Source organism: Cupriavidus alkaliphilus (genome assembly GCF_014191175.1).
GTDB lineage: Bacteria > Pseudomonadota > Gammaproteobacteria > Burkholderiales > Burkholderiaceae > Cupriavidus > Cupriavidus alkaliphilus.
This window is the reverse complement of sequence record NZ_JACHWE010000010.1, coordinates 83,002-96,530: the sequence shown is the minus strand read 5'-3', so window position 1 is coordinate 96,530 and position 13,529 is coordinate 83,002. Positions and strand designations below refer to the sequence as shown.

The 13,529-nt window shown below is 69.9% G+C and carries 18 protein-coding genes; 7 read left to right on the top strand and 11 right to left on the bottom strand.

The features are described 5' to 3' along the window. Positions 1–51: 51 nt before the first annotated feature. From FHX60_RS25390 to FHX60_RS25350, 9 genes are all read right to left on the bottom strand, one after another. Positions 52–1,098 (bottom strand): c-type cytochrome, encoded by a 1,047-nt coding sequence (locus FHX60_RS25390; protein ID WP_183284998.1) that lies wholly within the window; start codon positions 1,096–1,098, stop codon positions 52–54. Beyond that, the gene (gene soxC, locus FHX60_RS25385; RefSeq protein WP_092316647.1) at positions 1,082–2,431 is read right to left on the bottom strand and encodes a sulfite dehydrogenase; all 1,350 of its coding nucleotides are present in this window, start codon (positions 2,429–2,431) and stop codon (positions 1,082–1,084) included. Before soxC ends, FHX60_RS25390 begins: the two co-directional genes overlap by 17 nt. A 116-nt stretch (positions 2,432–2,547) precedes the next feature. Continuing rightward, positions 2,548–2,967 (bottom strand): ArsR/SmtB family transcription factor, encoded by a 420-nt coding sequence (locus FHX60_RS25380; RefSeq protein WP_111521233.1) that lies wholly within the window; start codon positions 2,965–2,967, stop codon positions 2,548–2,550. Between the two features lie 51 nt (positions 2,968–3,018). Continuing rightward, positions 3,019–3,921, bottom strand: coding sequence for an EamA family transporter (locus FHX60_RS25375; protein WP_092316651.1), 903 nt, complete (start codon positions 3,919–3,921; stop codon positions 3,019–3,021). 123 nt (positions 3,922–4,044) lie between these two features. Further along, on the bottom strand, positions 4,045–5,310 hold the full coding sequence (locus FHX60_RS25370) for an NAD(P)/FAD-dependent oxidoreductase (RefSeq protein WP_183284997.1): 1,266 nt from the start codon (positions 5,308–5,310) through the stop codon (positions 4,045–4,047). A 12-nt stretch (positions 5,311–5,322) separates the two neighbouring features. Further along, positions 5,323–5,700, bottom strand: a complete 378-nt coding sequence (locus FHX60_RS25365) for a c-type cytochrome (protein WP_183284996.1) — start codon at positions 5,698–5,700, stop codon at positions 5,323–5,325. Positions 5,701–5,866: 166 nt separating this feature from the next. After that, on the bottom strand, positions 5,867–6,745 hold the full coding sequence (locus tag FHX60_RS25360; protein ID WP_183284995.1) for a BON domain-containing protein: 879 nt from the start codon (positions 6,743–6,745) through the stop codon (positions 5,867–5,869). 55 nt (positions 6,746–6,800) lie between these two features. Further along, positions 6,801–7,388: a phosphoheptose isomerase gene (locus FHX60_RS25355; protein ID WP_183284994.1), complete on the bottom strand. Its 588-nt coding sequence runs from the start codon at positions 7,386–7,388 to the stop codon at positions 6,801–6,803. A gap of 74 nt (positions 7,389–7,462) precedes the next feature. Further along, a complete protein-coding gene (locus FHX60_RS25350; RefSeq protein WP_092316661.1) occupies positions 7,463–7,873 on the bottom strand; it encodes a YraN family protein in 411 nt (136 codons plus the stop codon). Between the two features lie 18 nt (positions 7,874–7,891). On the opposite strand from FHX60_RS25350, the gene rsmI reads away from it, so the two are divergent. After that, the gene (gene rsmI / locus FHX60_RS25345) at positions 7,892–8,797 is read left to right on the top strand and encodes a 16S rRNA (cytidine(1402)-2'-O)-methyltransferase (protein ID WP_183284993.1); all 906 of its coding nucleotides are present in this window, start codon (positions 7,892–7,894) and stop codon (positions 8,795–8,797) included. A gap of 96 nt (positions 8,798–8,893) precedes the next feature. Here the strand turns inward: rsmI and FHX60_RS25340 are convergent, their stop codons facing one another. After that, on the bottom strand, positions 8,894–9,661 hold the full coding sequence (locus FHX60_RS25340) for a septal ring lytic transglycosylase RlpA family protein (RefSeq protein WP_183284992.1): 768 nt from the start codon (positions 9,659–9,661) through the stop codon (positions 8,894–8,896). Between the two features lie 259 nt (positions 9,662–9,920). Here FHX60_RS25340 and FHX60_RS25335 point away from each other — a divergent pair, with 259 nt between their 5' ends. From FHX60_RS25335 to FHX60_RS25325, 3 genes are all read left to right on the top strand, one after another. Next, positions 9,921–10,571: an MBL fold metallo-hydrolase gene (locus FHX60_RS25335; RefSeq protein WP_092316665.1), complete on the top strand. Its 651-nt coding sequence runs from the start codon at positions 9,921–9,923 to the stop codon at positions 10,569–10,571. 4 nt (positions 10,572–10,575) lie between these two features. Then, on the top strand, positions 10,576–11,232 hold the full coding sequence (locus FHX60_RS25330; protein ID WP_112777061.1) for a 3'-5' exonuclease family protein: 657 nt from the start codon (positions 10,576–10,578) through the stop codon (positions 11,230–11,232). Between the two features lie 205 nt (positions 11,233–11,437). Beyond that, on the top strand, positions 11,438–11,665 hold the full coding sequence (locus FHX60_RS25325; protein WP_012354224.1) for a hypothetical protein: 228 nt from the start codon (positions 11,438–11,440) through the stop codon (positions 11,663–11,665). A gap of 70 nt (positions 11,666–11,735) precedes the next feature. Here the strand turns inward: FHX60_RS25325 and arsC are convergent, their stop codons facing one another. Further along, positions 11,736–12,095: an arsenate reductase (glutaredoxin) gene (gene arsC / locus FHX60_RS25320; protein WP_112777060.1), complete on the bottom strand. Its 360-nt coding sequence runs from the start codon at positions 12,093–12,095 to the stop codon at positions 11,736–11,738. Positions 12,096–12,267: 172 nt separating this feature from the next. On the opposite strand from arsC, the gene FHX60_RS25315 reads away from it, so the two are divergent. The 3 genes from FHX60_RS25315 (at position 12,268) to FHX60_RS28025 (ending at position 13,502) form a co-directional block, all read left to right on the top strand. Beyond that, positions 12,268–12,852, top strand: a complete 585-nt coding sequence (locus FHX60_RS25315; protein ID WP_183284991.1) for a GNAT family N-acetyltransferase — start codon at positions 12,268–12,270, stop codon at positions 12,850–12,852. Between the two features lie 96 nt (positions 12,853–12,948). Further along, positions 12,949–13,233 carry an antitoxin of toxin-antitoxin stability system gene (locus tag FHX60_RS25310; RefSeq protein WP_112777058.1) on the top strand — a complete coding sequence of 95 codons (285 nt, stop codon included), beginning with the start codon at positions 12,949–12,951 and terminating at the stop codon, positions 13,231–13,233. Further along, positions 13,206–13,502: a type II toxin-antitoxin system RelE/ParE family toxin gene (locus FHX60_RS28025; RefSeq protein ID WP_221210140.1), complete on the top strand. Its 297-nt coding sequence runs from the start codon at positions 13,206–13,208 to the stop codon at positions 13,500–13,502. Before FHX60_RS25310 ends, FHX60_RS28025 begins: the two co-directional genes overlap by 28 nt. Positions 13,503–13,529 lie beyond the last annotated feature (27 nt).

Sequence of the window (13,529 nt, the reverse complement as noted above, 5' to 3'; positions counted from 1 at the left end):
CCTGGCGGCACACACCGGCCGCCGCCTGGGGGCACTGCGGCGGCCAGTCCGCTATTTTGCCTCAAGAATCCAGCCCACCATGGCCTGCACGTCCGAATCCGGGATTTGCGGCTGCGGCGGCATCGGCACGGCGCCCCACGCGCCCTGCCCGCCCGCCTTGACCTTGCGCGCCAGTGCCGCATGCGCATCCTGCCCCTTGTACTTGCCTGCGATGTCGGCAAACGACGGCCCCACCAGCTTGCGGTCCATCGCGTGGCAGGCCACGCATTGATACTGGCTGGCCAGGCGCGCGCCCGGCGCGGGCGCCGCCGCGGCCACGGCTGCGCCGCCTGGCCTGGCCGCGCCGGCGGCCGCGATGCCGCGCACCGGGCCGAACGCGCGCTGCTGCTGCGCCAGGTCGCCGTGGGCGTCGCGGGCATAGTCGGGCATCGACGAGGCGATCGAAACCTGCTCCGCGCAGCGCGACATGCATGCGGTGTTGCGGGTATCCGGCCGGCCGCGCCCCGGCCACAGGCCGTGCTCGGTGGTCATGCCGGCGCGGTTGGGCATGCGCCGCTGGACCTCGGCGATATTGGCGTCGGACAGCGCGAAGTCGGCCGGCACGATCTCGCCCAGGTGGAGCAGGTAGGCGGTGACCGCATAGACCTCGCTCACGCTCAGGCTCTTGGGCGCGTTCCACGGCATCGCGCGGTGGATGTAGTCCCACAGCGTGCTGACCGTGCTGACCTTCATCAGCGTGGTGCGGTACGGCTGGTTGCCGGTCATGCCGGCGACGCGCCCGCGCCGGATGTCCTCGGCGGTGGTGCCGCCGACCAGCGGCGTGAACACCTCGTTGGATTCGCCGAAGTCGCCGTGGCACGATGCGCACTTGCCGTCCCAGACCTTCTGGCCCTGCGCCACCGTGCCGCTGCCCTTGGGCAGGCCCTTGAAGTCCGGGCGCACGTCGATGTCCCACGCGGCCAGCTCGGCTGGCGTGGCGGTGCGGCCAAGTGCCGCACGCGCTTCACTCGCGCCGCTTGCCGCCGCGGCTGGCGACACGGCGCAGCCGGCCGCCAGCAGCAGCGCCGCCGCGATCCTGAGCTCAACCCACATGGACATTGGTCACCTCGCCGCCGGCCGCCACCTGCCAGCTCTGGATCGCGTTGTTGTGATAGATCGAGCGCGTGCCGCGCACCGCGCGCAGCTGCCCCAGCATCGGCTGCACGTAGCCGGTCTCGTCGATGGCGCGGCTTTGCAGGATGGCCGGGCCGCCGTCCCAGACCCAGTCCAGGTTGAAGCGCGTCAGGCATTTGGACAGCACCGGCGCCTCCAGCCGTGCGGTGCGCCAGTTGCGCCCGCCGTCGGTCGAGACATCGACCCGCTTGACGCGGCCGCGCCCGGACCACGCCAGGCCGCTGATGTTGTAGAAGCCCTTGCCGACCAGTTGCTGCCCGCCCGACGGCGTGGTGATGACCGACTTGCACTCCTGGATCGAGGTGTACTGGCGCAGCTTGCCGTCGGGCATCATGTCGACGTAGTGGATGGTCTCGTCCTTGGCGTTCCAGGGCTGGTCGCCCAATTCGAGCCGGCGCAGCCACTTGACCCACGACACGCCCTGCACGCCCGGCACCACCAGCCGCAGCGGGTAGCCGTTCTCCGGGCGCAGCATCTCGCCGTTCATGCCCCAGGCGACGATGATCTCGTCGGCCAGCTCCATCGGGATGGTGCGCGTCATCGACGAGCCGTCGCCGCCCTCGGCCAGCAGGTAGCGGCCGCGGCGCAGGTCGGCGCCGGCGTCGTCCAGCAGCACCCGCAGCGGCACCCCGGTGAACTCGCAGCACGAGAGCATGCCGTGGGTGTATTGCACCGTCGGCACCGCGACGTTGCCCCACTCCATGCCGGTATTGGCGCCACATTCGATGAAATGCATGCGCGACACCGCCGGCAGGCGCATCAGGTCGTCCATGGTGTAGACCCGCGGCCTGCGCACCAGGCCGTTGATCATCAGGCGATGGCGCGCCGGGTCGATATCGTGCCAGCCCTGGTGGTGGCGCTCGAAGTGCAGGCCGTTGGGGGTGATGATGCCGAAGAAGCCCTGCAGTGGCGCGAACGCCACCGAAGCCGCCGACACCCGGGTCAGGCCGGGCGACTCGCGCCGGATCAGGTTTTTCTCATGGACCGAGGGCTGGCCATAGGGTCGCGCGGCAACCGGCTGACCCAGCGACGTGGCCCACGGCTGCGGCTGCAGGATGGCGGCATCGCCGTCCGCGGCCAGCGCCTGCCGGCCCGCCGCCGCCGTGGCAATGCCCGCGGCGGCACCCAGGAAGCTCTTGCGCAGGAAGTCGCGCCGCGGCGCGTCGAGGCCGTGCCGGCCGATGTCCTGCTGCAGCGATGCGCTGACGAAGTGCTCGGGCGCGGGCACGATGCGCCCGGGCCGGTTCCGTTCCTGCAATGCGGTCTCCTCCGGCGCGCTCGCCCTGGTCGGTCAGACCGGTCGGCATGCCTGTTGTACAGGGCGCTGCAACGGGTGCGGCGCCGCCGTTTGCTGCCGGAAGAGTGGTGGCGCGGCTACCCTGCGGTGCGCCGCCGGCGCGCCGGGGCTTCCGGCGCGGGCTGTGCCATGAAGCGGTCGACCACGCCGGAGGGCAAGGCGTTGTCCTCCAGCCGGCTCGCCACCTGCACGCAGACCGTGCGGCACAACTCGATCACGCTTTCGTCCGCAATGGCGTAGAACACCAGGTTCGCCTCCTTGCGGCGCGACAGCACGCCCGAGCGGTACATCGCGTTGAGATGCCGCGACACGTTGGTCTGCGACGAACCCACCGTCTCGACCACCGTGCTGACCGGCTTCTCGCCATCGCACAAGGCGTGCAGGATCTTCAGCCGCGTCGGCTCCGCCAGCAGGCTGAAATAACCCGATACCTTTTCGAACACGCGATCCAGCTCTTCCATGCCGTCCAATATATTCGTATATGCGTGAATGCGCATATAGTGTTTACCCATTGATGCAGCACAACATGAGGCGCCGCGCGCGCCGGCTCAGCGGCGCGCCAGCGCCCTGCCCGCCCACAGGCGCTGGCCGAACACGTTGAGCAGCAGCCCCGCCATCACCACCGCGGCGCCGATCCACTGGGTACCGGACAGGTCCTCGCCCAGCAGCACGTGCGCCGACACCAGCCCCACCACCGGCACCAGCAGCGTCAGCGGCGCCACCTGGCTGGCCGGATAGCGCGTCAGCAGCCGGCCCCACATGGTGTAGCCGAACACCGTCGCCGCGAACGCCAGGTACGCCACCGCGAACACCGCCATGCCCGACACCTGCGTCACGCTTTGCACGATGCGCGCCGGCCCCTCGAACCACAGCGACAGCAGCGCGAACGGCACGATCGGCACCAGCGCGCCCCAGATTACCAGCCCGAGCAAGTCTACGGGGCCGATCTTCTTGCTGACGATATTGCCGCTGGCCCAGCAGAATGCCGCGCACAGCGTCAGCACGAAGCCGGCCGCGCTCATGCCGCCCATGCCTCCCGATAGGTCACCCGCGCCGGCGCCGATCAGCGCCAGCCCGCCGGCCGCCACCGCCATGCCGGCGAAGTTGTGCCAGCGCACCGGCTCGCCCAGCCACAGCGCGGCGATCGCCAGGGTGAAGAATGCCTGCGACTGCAGCACCAGCGATGCCAGGCCGGCCGGCATGCCGACCGCCATGGCGTAGAACAGGAAGGCAAACTGGCCCAGGCTGATGGTGGCGCCGTAGGCCAGCAGCAGCCGCCACGGCACGCGCGGGCGCGGCACGAAGAAAATGGCCGGGAACACCACCAGCAGGAAGCGCAGCGCGCCCAGCAGCATCGGCGGCACGCCCGCCAGCCCGACCTTGATCACGACGAAGTTGACGCCCCAGACGCAGATGATGGCGAGGGCGAGGAGACGGTCTCTGGCTTGCATGGAAATGCCGTGCGCGGGCGCGGAGTTCAATCGGACGCCTAGCGTAGCAGCGCAGGCGCGCGCGCCATTGCACGTTCTTGCGGTTTTGTGCGGGCAGCCGTGCCGCCCGCACCGCCGCCAGTGTCAGGCCAGCATCTCCGCCCAGATTCCCCGCGCCCATGCCAGCGCATAATCCCCCTCCAGCACCGTCGGCGCCGGCGACAGCCCGCCCGAGCCCGGCACCGTGACCATGGTCTTCTGTGCCGCGTCGTAGCGATGCACGCTGGACACATGCACCGCCTCGCGGTCGGAAGTAAAGCTGTAGCAGGTGTTGTTGTACAGCGGCTCCGGGTCCGGGGCGCGGTCCGACAGCAGCGCCACCAGCGCCGCCGCCGCGACCTTGCCGTGCTGGTTGGCCATATGGCCGGACTTGGGCATCAGCGGCGCGATCTGGATCGCATCGCCGATCACATGGATATGCGCCGCGGCGCGCGACTCGAAGCTGAGGAAGTCCACCTCGCACCACTTGCCATTGGCCGTGGCCAGCCCGGCCGACACCGCGATCGCGCCGGCGCGCTGCGGCGGCAACAGGTTGAGCACGTCGGCGCGCACATCATCCTGCACCTCGAACTTGAGCGTATGCGTGGCGGGGTCGACATCGGCCACCTCGTGCTGCGCCCGGTATTCCACCATGCCCGGGTATTGCGTGGCCCACACCTGGCGGAATAGCGCGGCCTTGGAGGTAATGTCGGCATTGGCGTCCAGGATCAGCACCTTGCTGCGCGGCTTGTGCTGCCTGAAATAGTGCGCCACCTGGCACGCGCGCTCGTACGGGCCCGGCGGGCAGCGGTACGGCGCCAGCGGCACGCTGATGGCGTAGGTGCCGCCGTCGGGCATCGCCTCCAGCTGGCGGCGCAGCGCGACGGTCTCGGGGCCGGCCTTCCAGGCATGCAGGATCTGGTCGCCGCCGGGCCGCTTCAGCCCCGGCAGCGCGTCGCGCATCATCTCGACGCCGGGCGACAGCAGCAGGCGGTCATAGGGCAGCACGCTGCCGCCCGCGAGGCGCACGGTCCGCTTGGCCGGGTCGATGGCAACCGCGGTGTCGCGCACGAGTTGCACGCCGTGGCGGCGCACCAGCGCGTCGTACGGCAGCGTCAGGTCGCCGAGCTGGCGGCTGCCGCCCAGCACCAGGTTCGACAACGGGCACGAGACAAAGGCCGGATTCGGTTCGACCAGCGTCACCTCGATCGCCTGCCCGCTCCATTCGCGCAGGTAGCGCGCCGCCGTGGCGCCGCCATAGCCGCCGCCGACCACCACCACCCTGGCACGGGCCGCGGCGCGCGCCGGCCGGATCCCGGCCGTACCCAGTACTGCGGCGCCCGCGGCGCCGAGGAAGCTTCGTCTGTGCATGGCTCGCTCCTGTCAGCGCACGGCGGCAAACCACGCCGCGATCGCGGCGATCTGGTCGTCGCTGTAACCCTTGGCAATCTGGTGCATCACCGTGGCCGGGCGCGTGCCGGCCTTGAAGGCCTGCATCTGCGCGGCCAGCTCGCCCTGCGGGCGGCCGGCCAGCGGCGGGATCGTGCTGCCCGCCGGGGCCCGGCCGGCCGGGCCATGGCAGCTGGTGCAGGCGGCGGCCTGGCTGCGCGCGCGCAGCGCGGCATCGGTGGCCGGGACAGGCGCCGCGGCGGGCGCACCGCCCGGTGCGGCCGACAGGACCGGCTGGGCGCACAGCATCGCCGTCAGCAGCGCCCATCGCAGCGGCAGACGCCAGGCAGGCCGGGGGATCGTTGTTGTCATGGTCTCGCTCCGTCTGGGGCCGGCGCAGTCAGCCAGCGTGGCAACCGTAGCACATCGGCCGGGCCCGGTGTGCGTTGCAAACCGCAGAACGAAAAACGGCGCCCGCATATGCGGGCGCCGCCTTGACGGACCAGAGCCGGCCGGAGCCGGGCGAGCACTGCGCGCTTCAGGGCAGGTTGCGGCCGGGCGGCAGCGCCACCGGCGAAGTGACCGGGGCCGCGACCGGCGCGGTGGTGGCGCCCGCGGGGCCGGCGGTACCCGGTGCCGCGCCGGCCGGCGCATCGATCGGCCCGCCCACGCCCGGCACCGACTGCACCGGCGCCGGCGTGCCGACGCTGCCATCGAACGACGGGTTCTGCGAGGTCGAGGCCGCATCCAGGCGCGCGCGCTCGGTGTCGTTGACGTAGTCGAAGGCCTTGACCACCTTGGTCACGCCCGAGGCATTGCGCGCCACGTCGGTGGCGCGGTCGCCCTCGGCGCTGGTGACCACGCCGAGCAGGTAGACCACGCTCTTTTCCGTGGTGATCTTGATCGAGTTGGACGGCACGCCGTCGGCGGTCATCAGCAGCGTCTTGACCTTGCTGGTCAGGTAGGCGTCCTGGCTCTGGGTCATGAAGCCGGGCGAGTTGACCACCTCCAGCTCATTGATCACCACGCGCGCATTCTGCAGGCCGCGCACGTACTGCTCGATCTGCTGCTTGACGCTGTCGTTCCTGGCCTCGCCGGTCAGCAGCACCTTGCGGTTGAACACGGTCACGTTGACGCGGGCCTGGCCGCTGTAGCGCGAGTTGATGGTGTTCTCGGCCTCGAGCTGCAGGCCGCGGTCGACGGTCTGGGTGGCGGCCGGGCGGCGGTCGGTGGCCATGGCCACGCCGGTGCCCATGGCGCCGGCGATCACCGGGAAGCAGCCGGCCAGCTGCGTGGCGCACACCAGCGCGGCCGCGGCCAGGCCGGCGCGGCCCAGGCCGGAACTGGCCAGCGGGCGGGAAGGATGGCGCGCGTCCGCGCCGTTCCGGGGAGCTTGCGTAGTGGGCAGATGGGTCATGCGGTCCTTGCTGTGTCGGGATGATAGGAATGGGAAGGTCGGCGGATGCGCGGCATCAGGCCTCTCCGAGCAGTGCCTCGTCGATGCCGTTGCACAGGCAGTGCAGCGTCAGCAGGTGCACTTCCTGGATGCGCGCGGTGCGCTCGCTCGGCACGCACAGGTGGATGTCGAATTCATCGAGCAGGCCGGCGATGGCCCCGCCACCCTTGCCGGTCAGCGCCACCACCGCCATCTCGCGCTGGTGCGCGGCGGCCACGGCGGCCATCACGTTGTCCGAATTGCCCGAGGTGGAAATCGCCAGCAGGATGTCGCCGGGCTGGCCGAGCGCCTCGACCTGCTTGGCAAACACCTTGCTGAAGTCGTAATCGTTGCCGATCGCGGTGAGGATGGAGCTGTCGGTGTTCAGCGCGATCGCGGCCAGGCCGGGCCGCTCGCGCTCGAAGCGCCCGACCAGCTCGGCGGCGAAATGCTGCGCCTGCGCCGCCGAGCCGCCGTTGCCGCACGCCAGGATCTTGTTGCCGCTGGTCAGCACGCCGACCATGCGCTCCACTGCGGCGTCGATATAGGGGGCCATCACCGCCGCAGCCTGTCGCTTGGCTTCGGCACTGTCTAGGAACTGTTGCTGGATACTGTCGATACTCATGGCTCTGGGGCCCGTTTGTTGCCATGGCGATCCGCAAATCGCCCCTCATGTTTGCCGCTCATGTATGCCGTGCATTATGACCCAGCCCCGGCGGCATCCAGGTCAAAGGCGTGCTGCAGCCACTCCAGCCGGCCGGGTTCGAGCGCCACCACGTCGAAGCGGCATGGCGGCACCCGGGCCAGCGTCGCCAGATAGTGCCCCGCGGCCAGCAGCACGCGCCGCTGCTTGGCCGGCGTGACGCTGGCCGCGGCGCCGCCGAAGCCGCGCCCGCTGCGCTGGCGCACCTCGACGAACACCAGCGTGCCGTCCGGCGCGCGCATGACCAGGTCGATCTCGCCGCCTTTGCAGCGATAATTGCGCACCACGGGCTCCAGGCCCTGGCGCCGCAAGTGGGCCAGGGCCCGGTCCTCTGCCTGCGCCCCGCGTGCCTGCCGGCTTGGCGCCTGCCTACCCGGCACCTGCGTGGTGGATTTGAATGATCGCATCAACGGAAGTTCTCAAGCATGAGTGACTGGATCTCCCTGGCGGCAAGCCAGTCGTACCCGGCCGGCACGCTGTATGTCGTGGCGACGCCCATCGGCAATGTGGCCGACCTGTCCCTGCGCGCGCTGCATGTGCTGGGGCTGGCCGACGCGGTTGCCTGCGAAGACACCCGCAATACCGGCCAGCTGCTGTCGCGCGTCGGCCTGCAGCGCCCGCTGGTGGCGGTGCACGAGCACAACGAGCGCGAGGCCGCGGGCCGCATCGCCGAACGCCTGGCGGCGGGCGAGCGCATTGCCTATGTCTCGGACGCCGGCACGCCGGGCATCTCCGACCCCGGCGCGCGGCTGGTCGAAGCGGTGCGCGCCGCCGGCCATACGGTGGTGCCCCTGCCCGGTCCCAGTGCGGCGGTGGCGGCGCTGTCGGTGGCGGGCGACCTGCTCGATGCCGGCGCGGGCCGCTTCACCTTTGCGGGCTTCCTGCCGCCCAAGCCCAAGGCGCGCGCCGAGGCCATCGCCCGGCTGGCGGGGCTGGACCACGCCTGGGTCTGCTACGAGGCGCCGCACCGCATCGCCGACACGCTCGCGGCGCTGGCCGCGGGCCTGCCGGGCGAGCGCCGGCTGCTGGTCGGGCGCGAACTGACCAAGCTGTTCGAGGACATCGCCGTGATGCCGGTGGCGCAGGCGCCGGACTGGCTCGCGGCCGACCCGAACCGGGCCAAGGGGGAATTCGTGCTGGTGGTGGAAGGTGCCGGCAGCGCCGCCGCCGATGGCCTGCCGGATGCCGAAGCGCAGCGCGTGCTGTCGCTGCTGCTGGCGGAACTGCCCGCCAAGCGCGCCGCCAAGCTGGCGGCCGCGATCACCGGTGCGCAGACCGGCGCGCTGTATCAGCTGGCGCTGGCGCAGCGTGCCGGCGACGCCGACGATTGAGAGCACGGGCCGCGCGTGGGCACCGGCGCGGGCCTGCAGGTCAGAATGTAAGGAGGAAGTGTCAGCGCGCGGCGGCATGCGACGGCGCTGGCGCGCTCAGCGGCGCTTGCGCTTGACGGTCTTGCCGCTGGCCTTGGCCGCCTTGCGCGCCTTGGCGGGCGCCAGCGAATTGGCCAGTTCCGGCACGGACACGTCGTCATCGCCGCTGCCGTCGCCGGCCTCGGTGCCGCCGGCGTCGACCTGCGGGCCCAGCGCGGCGACTTCGGTGCGGGTCAGGCGGCGGATCTCGACGTTGGTGGCGCCGCGCTCGACAAAGCCCAGGCGGCGCGCGGCGCCCATGGACACGTCCAGTACGCGGTTGCCGTGGTACGGCCCGCGGTCATTGATGCGAAGCACTGCCACCTTGTTGTTGCGCAGGTTGCGCACCAGCACCCAGCTGTCCAGCGGCAGCGACGGATGCGCCGCGGTCATGGCGCGCATGTCGAAGCGCTCGCCGTTGGCGGTCTTGCGGCCATGGAAGCCCTTGCCGTACCACGAGGCCACGCCGCGCTGCTCGAACGTGCCGATGTCGGCGCGCAGGCCTTCGAGCGAGTTGCCGCTGCGGCCTTCGTCGGGGTCATAGCCGAACAGGTTCCAGCTACCGGTGTCGGGCGTGCGCGCGGATGGCCTGGTCTCGGCGCGGTCGGTCCGGGCGGACTTGCTGTTTTTTGCCGCGCGCGTGGGCACGGCATCGCCGGCGTCGGCGCCGGCGGTATCGCTTTCAGGCGGCGTGGCACAAGCGGCCAGCACCACGGCGCATGCGGTGCATGCGCCGAGCTTGGCCAGCCGTTGCCAGCGCTTGGTGAGAGCGGAGATCTGTAACATGGGCGGCAGTCTAACATTGACTGTTTGGGACTATCTCTTTCAATTTGTTACGAAATCTGTGCGATTTCGCACGATCGGGGCCTAATTTGGCGGAATCCCGCTTGTGGCAAGGGATTCAGGCCGATGCGGCGCGGCTCGCGGCGGGTACCCATTGATCACATGGAAGCCGCCGGGCGTGCCCAACCTTCCCGGCGCTACAATGCTGGGCACTGCCGCCGATCGCCCGCCACGAGGCCCGGGCCGGCCACAAAAGATCTCCATGAAAGCCCTGCTCATTCCCGTCACGCCCTTCCAGCAAAACTGTTCCTTGCTGATCGATGAAAGCACCGGCGCCGCCGCGGTCTGCGATCCCGGCGGCGACCTCGACCGCATCCGCGCCGCGGTGAAAGAGCAAGGCGTCACGCTGGAGAAGATTTTCCTGACGCACGGCCACGTCGACCATTGCGCCGGCGCCGCGGCGCTGTCGCGCGAACTCGGCATTCCCATCGAGGGCCCGCAGCAGGACGAGCGCTTCTGGATCGAGCAGCTGCCCGAGCAGACGCGCCGCTTCGGCTTCGGCCACGCCGAGAGCTTCGAGCCCGACCGCTGGCTCGAGAACGGCGACACCGTGGCGTTCGGCAACGAAACCCTGGAGGTCTACCACTGCCCCGGCCATACCCCGGGCCACGTGGTGTTCTTCTCGCGTCCCAACCGGCTGGCCGTGGTCGGCGACGTGCTGTTCGCCGGGTCGATCGGCCGGACCGACTTCCCGCGCGGCAACCACGCCGACCTGATCCGCTCGATCCGCACGCGGCTGTGGCCGCTGGGCGAGGACGTGACCTTTATTCCCGGGCACGGCCCGGTCTCGACCTTCGGCGAGGAGCGCCGCAACAACCCCTTCGTCGCCGATCACCTGGTCGACGCGGGCTGAGGCCATGGCCAAGCAACAGGCGCCCGACACCCGTCCCGAGATCTACGTCAGCACCGACGTCGAGGCCGATGGGCCGATCCCGGGGCCGCACTCGATGCTGTCCTTCGCCTCGGTGGCGATGCTGGCGGACAAGACCGTGCTCGGCACCTTCTCGGCCAACCTCGAAACCCTGCCCGGCGCCGCCGGCCACCCGGTGCAGATGCAGTGGTGGCAAACCCAGCCCGAAGCCTGGAGCGCCTGCCGGCGCGACCTGCAGCGCCCCGAGGACGCCATGGTGCGCTATGTCGAATGGGTCGAGGCGCTGCCGGGCAAGCCGGTCTTCGTCGCGTTTCCGGCGGGCTTCGATTTCACCTGGATGTTCTGGTACATGATGCGCTTCGCCGGGCGCTCGCCGTTCGGCTGGGCCGCGCTCGACGTCAAGACGCTGGGCTTCGCGCTGACCGGGCGACCCTATCGCAAGACCGTCAAGGCGGCCTTCCCGGCCGGCTGGATGGATCCGCTGCCGCACACCCACGTGGCGCTCGACGATGCGATGGAACAGGGCGCGCTGTTCTGCAACATGCTGGCGACGCTACGCGAGCGCGAAGCGGCGCTGGCGGCGCTGGCGGAGGAAGTGGCAGCCAACGCAAGCGTGCCCTCACCTCCGCCGACATCGTCCTGATCGTCTGTTGCGCCGCATCAAGCGCGGCGGCATGTCCCTTGCAGGCCTTCGCTCGCATCCGGCGCCAGCCCGGCTATAGTAGAAGCGAATATGGCGTTACCGGGCGAAACGAGCCATGACTAACCGGCGCACTTGCGCAGCCACGCCATATGACGTTTGAGCATCCTGCCCGGACCGCGCGGCGCCTGCCGAGGAGGTGTCGATCATGCGTTTCCCTACCGACCTGCACTTGAGAGACTTGGCCGGCCGGATCCATTGGCCGCATGCCACGCGGGACGCCACGCCCATTACCCATCGCCACTCCTCGGATGAGGACGCCGAAGTCGCCAAGGCCACGCTCTACGTCAGCACCGTGACGCTGGTGGTGCTGCTGGTGGTGCTGGCGGCCATCGCTTTCGGTCAGGAGGCCATGCACTGGCTGGGTGTTCATTAGACGACCCTGCCTGAAGCAGACTGCCTCGCAGACCGGCCGGCCCCCGCACACCGTGGGGGCCGGTTTTATTTCAGGCCAGCAGCGGCGCCACGTTCTCGGGCGGGCGGCCAATCGCCGCGCGGCGATTGCGCACCACCACCGGACGCTGCAGCAGGATCGGGTTGTCGGCCACCGCCGCCAGCAGCTCGGCATCGGTCAGGCCGGGGTCGGCCAGGCCCAGTTCGGCATAGGGGCCTTCGTTGTCGCGCAGCATCTCGCGCACCGGCACGCCCAGCAGGGTGTGCAACTGGCGCAGCGTCGACAGCGACGGCGGGTCCTTCAGGTACTCCACGATCTCCACCGGCTCTCCCAGCCGCTCGGCGGCGGCCTGGACCAGGGCGAGGGTCTCGCGCGACTTGGAGCAACGGGGGTTGTGGTAGATGGTGATCATGGCAGGTCCTTTCTTGTGATGGCCGCGCCCCGCGGCAGGGCATCGGCACTAATGCGGTGCAAATCCATCCGCACTATATACAAGACCGTGGCCGGCGCGCAGCATCATGCGGTGCAGCGCCACCGGCACGCATCCTGCGTTGCACCGGTTCTTGCCCCAGGCGCCATTTCCGATGACCTCCATTCCTGCTTCCACCGCCGCGCCCCGCGGTCCTCGCACGCGCCAGCCCTTTACGCTGCGTGACGCCACCCCCGCCGACATTGTCGCCATCCACGCCATCTACGCCCACCACGTGCAGCACGGCCGCGCCTCGTTCGAGGAAGTGCCGCCGAGCGCCGACGAGATGCGGTTGCGCCTTGCCGAAGTGCACCGCAAGGGCCTGCCCTACCTCGTCGCGGAGCGGCACGGCGAGGTGCTGGGCTACGCCTATGCCTCGGCCTACCGCGCGCGCAGCGCCTACCGCTTCGCCATCGAGGACTCGATCTACATCGACCACCGCCGCGTCGGCGAAGGCCTGGGCCAGGCGCTGCTGGCCGCGCTGATCGCCCGCTGCGAAACCGGCCCCTGGCGCCAGATGGTCGCCGTGATCGCGTGCACCGCCGCCGGCGAAGGCGCGGGCTCGCTGGCCGTGCACGAACGGCTGGGCTTCCGCACCGTCGGCCGGCTCGAGGCGGTGGGGTTCAAGCATGGACAGTGGATCGATACGGTGCTGATGCAGCGGGTGCTGGGGGCGGGGGCGGCGACGCTGCCGGTGTAGGCGGAATCGGCTGCGGCAAGTTCAGACGTGTCTTATCGACGTGCAGGTGTCGCGGCTTCGACAATGCCTGTACTCTGTCATTAAAGGACACCGGACATGCTTGTGTCGGAAGAAACCAAGTTTACCCTCACGCTGAATGCGCAACTGCGTGACGCCTTCATGGCCGAGGCCGCGGCCGAAGGCCTTACCACCTCGCAGGTGGCCGAAGCCTTGATACGTCAATATCTCGCGCAGCGTCAGCAATCGCGCGACGACGAGGCCCTTTTTCAGCAGATGGTTGAAGAAGGCAGAGCTTCCATGCGCGCCGGCATCGGCATTCCAAACGAGCAGGTGGAGGCGGAGTCCGCCGCCTGGTGCGCGGCGATCTTGCGGCAAACTTGAAGCTCGTTTGGACGCCACAGGCCCTGAAACAACGTATAGCGATCCGGAGCTTCATCGCACAGCATGATCCCGTTGCCGCAGTCCGGATGGAACGGCGGTTCAACGAGGCGGCTGCGCGGCTGCAGCAGTTCCCTGAACTTGGCACGGCGGGCCGCTTGACTGGCGCTCGTGAGTACGTGGCGCACGAGAATTACCGGTTGGTTTACGAACTCAATGAAGGAGTGATCTGGATAGTGGGCGTCGCACACACATCGCGGCGTTCCCTATAGCAACCTGTCCCCGGCCATGCAGGCAAA

What these genes read in the sequence shown, in the direction of transcription:
- FHX60_RS25390 (WP_183284998.1), bottom strand. Translation starts at nt 1,098, where the DNA reads ATGTCCATGTGGGTTGAGCTCAGGATCGCGGCGGCGCTGCTGCTGGCG.
- FHX60_RS25380 (WP_111521233.1), bottom strand. Translation starts at nt 2,967, where the DNA reads ATGCGCATTCACGCATATACGAATATATTGGACGGCATGGAAGAGCTG.
- FHX60_RS25375 (WP_092316651.1), bottom strand. Translation starts at nt 3,921, where the DNA reads ATGCAAGCCAGAGACCGTCTCCTCGCCCTCGCCATCATCTGCGTCTGG.
- FHX60_RS25370 (WP_183284997.1), bottom strand. Translation starts at nt 5,310, where the DNA reads ATGCACAGACGAAGCTTCCTCGGCGCCGCGGGCGCCGCAGTACTGGGT.
- FHX60_RS25365 (WP_183284996.1), bottom strand. Translation starts at nt 5,700, where the DNA reads ATGACAACAACGATCCCCCGGCCTGCCTGGCGTCTGCCGCTGCGATGG.
- FHX60_RS25360 (WP_183284995.1), bottom strand. Translation starts at nt 6,745, where the DNA reads ATGACCCATCTGCCCACTACGCAAGCTCCCCGGAACGGCGCGGACGCG.
- FHX60_RS25355 (WP_183284994.1), bottom strand. Translation starts at nt 7,388, where the DNA reads ATGAGTATCGACAGTATCCAGCAACAGTTCCTAGACAGTGCCGAAGCC.
- FHX60_RS25350 (WP_092316661.1), bottom strand. Translation starts at nt 7,873, where the DNA reads ATGCGATCATTCAAATCCACCACGCAGGTGCCGGGTAGGCAGGCGCCA.
- rsmI (WP_183284993.1), top strand. Translation starts at nt 7,892, where the DNA reads ATGAGTGACTGGATCTCCCTGGCGGCAAGCCAGTCGTACCCGGCCGGC.
- FHX60_RS25340 (WP_183284992.1), bottom strand. Translation starts at nt 9,661, where the DNA reads ATGTTACAGATCTCCGCTCTCACCAAGCGCTGGCAACGGCTGGCCAAG.
- FHX60_RS25335 (WP_092316665.1), top strand. Translation starts at nt 9,921, where the DNA reads ATGAAAGCCCTGCTCATTCCCGTCACGCCCTTCCAGCAAAACTGTTCC.
- FHX60_RS25330 (WP_112777061.1), top strand. Translation starts at nt 10,576, where the DNA reads ATGGCCAAGCAACAGGCGCCCGACACCCGTCCCGAGATCTACGTCAGC.
- FHX60_RS25325 (WP_012354224.1), top strand. Translation starts at nt 11,438, where the DNA reads ATGCGTTTCCCTACCGACCTGCACTTGAGAGACTTGGCCGGCCGGATC.
- arsC (WP_112777060.1), bottom strand. Translation starts at nt 12,095, where the DNA reads ATGATCACCATCTACCACAACCCCCGTTGCTCCAAGTCGCGCGAGACC.
- FHX60_RS25315 (WP_183284991.1), top strand. Translation starts at nt 12,268, where the DNA reads ATGACCTCCATTCCTGCTTCCACCGCCGCGCCCCGCGGTCCTCGCACG.
- FHX60_RS25310 (WP_112777058.1), top strand. Translation starts at nt 12,949, where the DNA reads ATGCTTGTGTCGGAAGAAACCAAGTTTACCCTCACGCTGAATGCGCAA.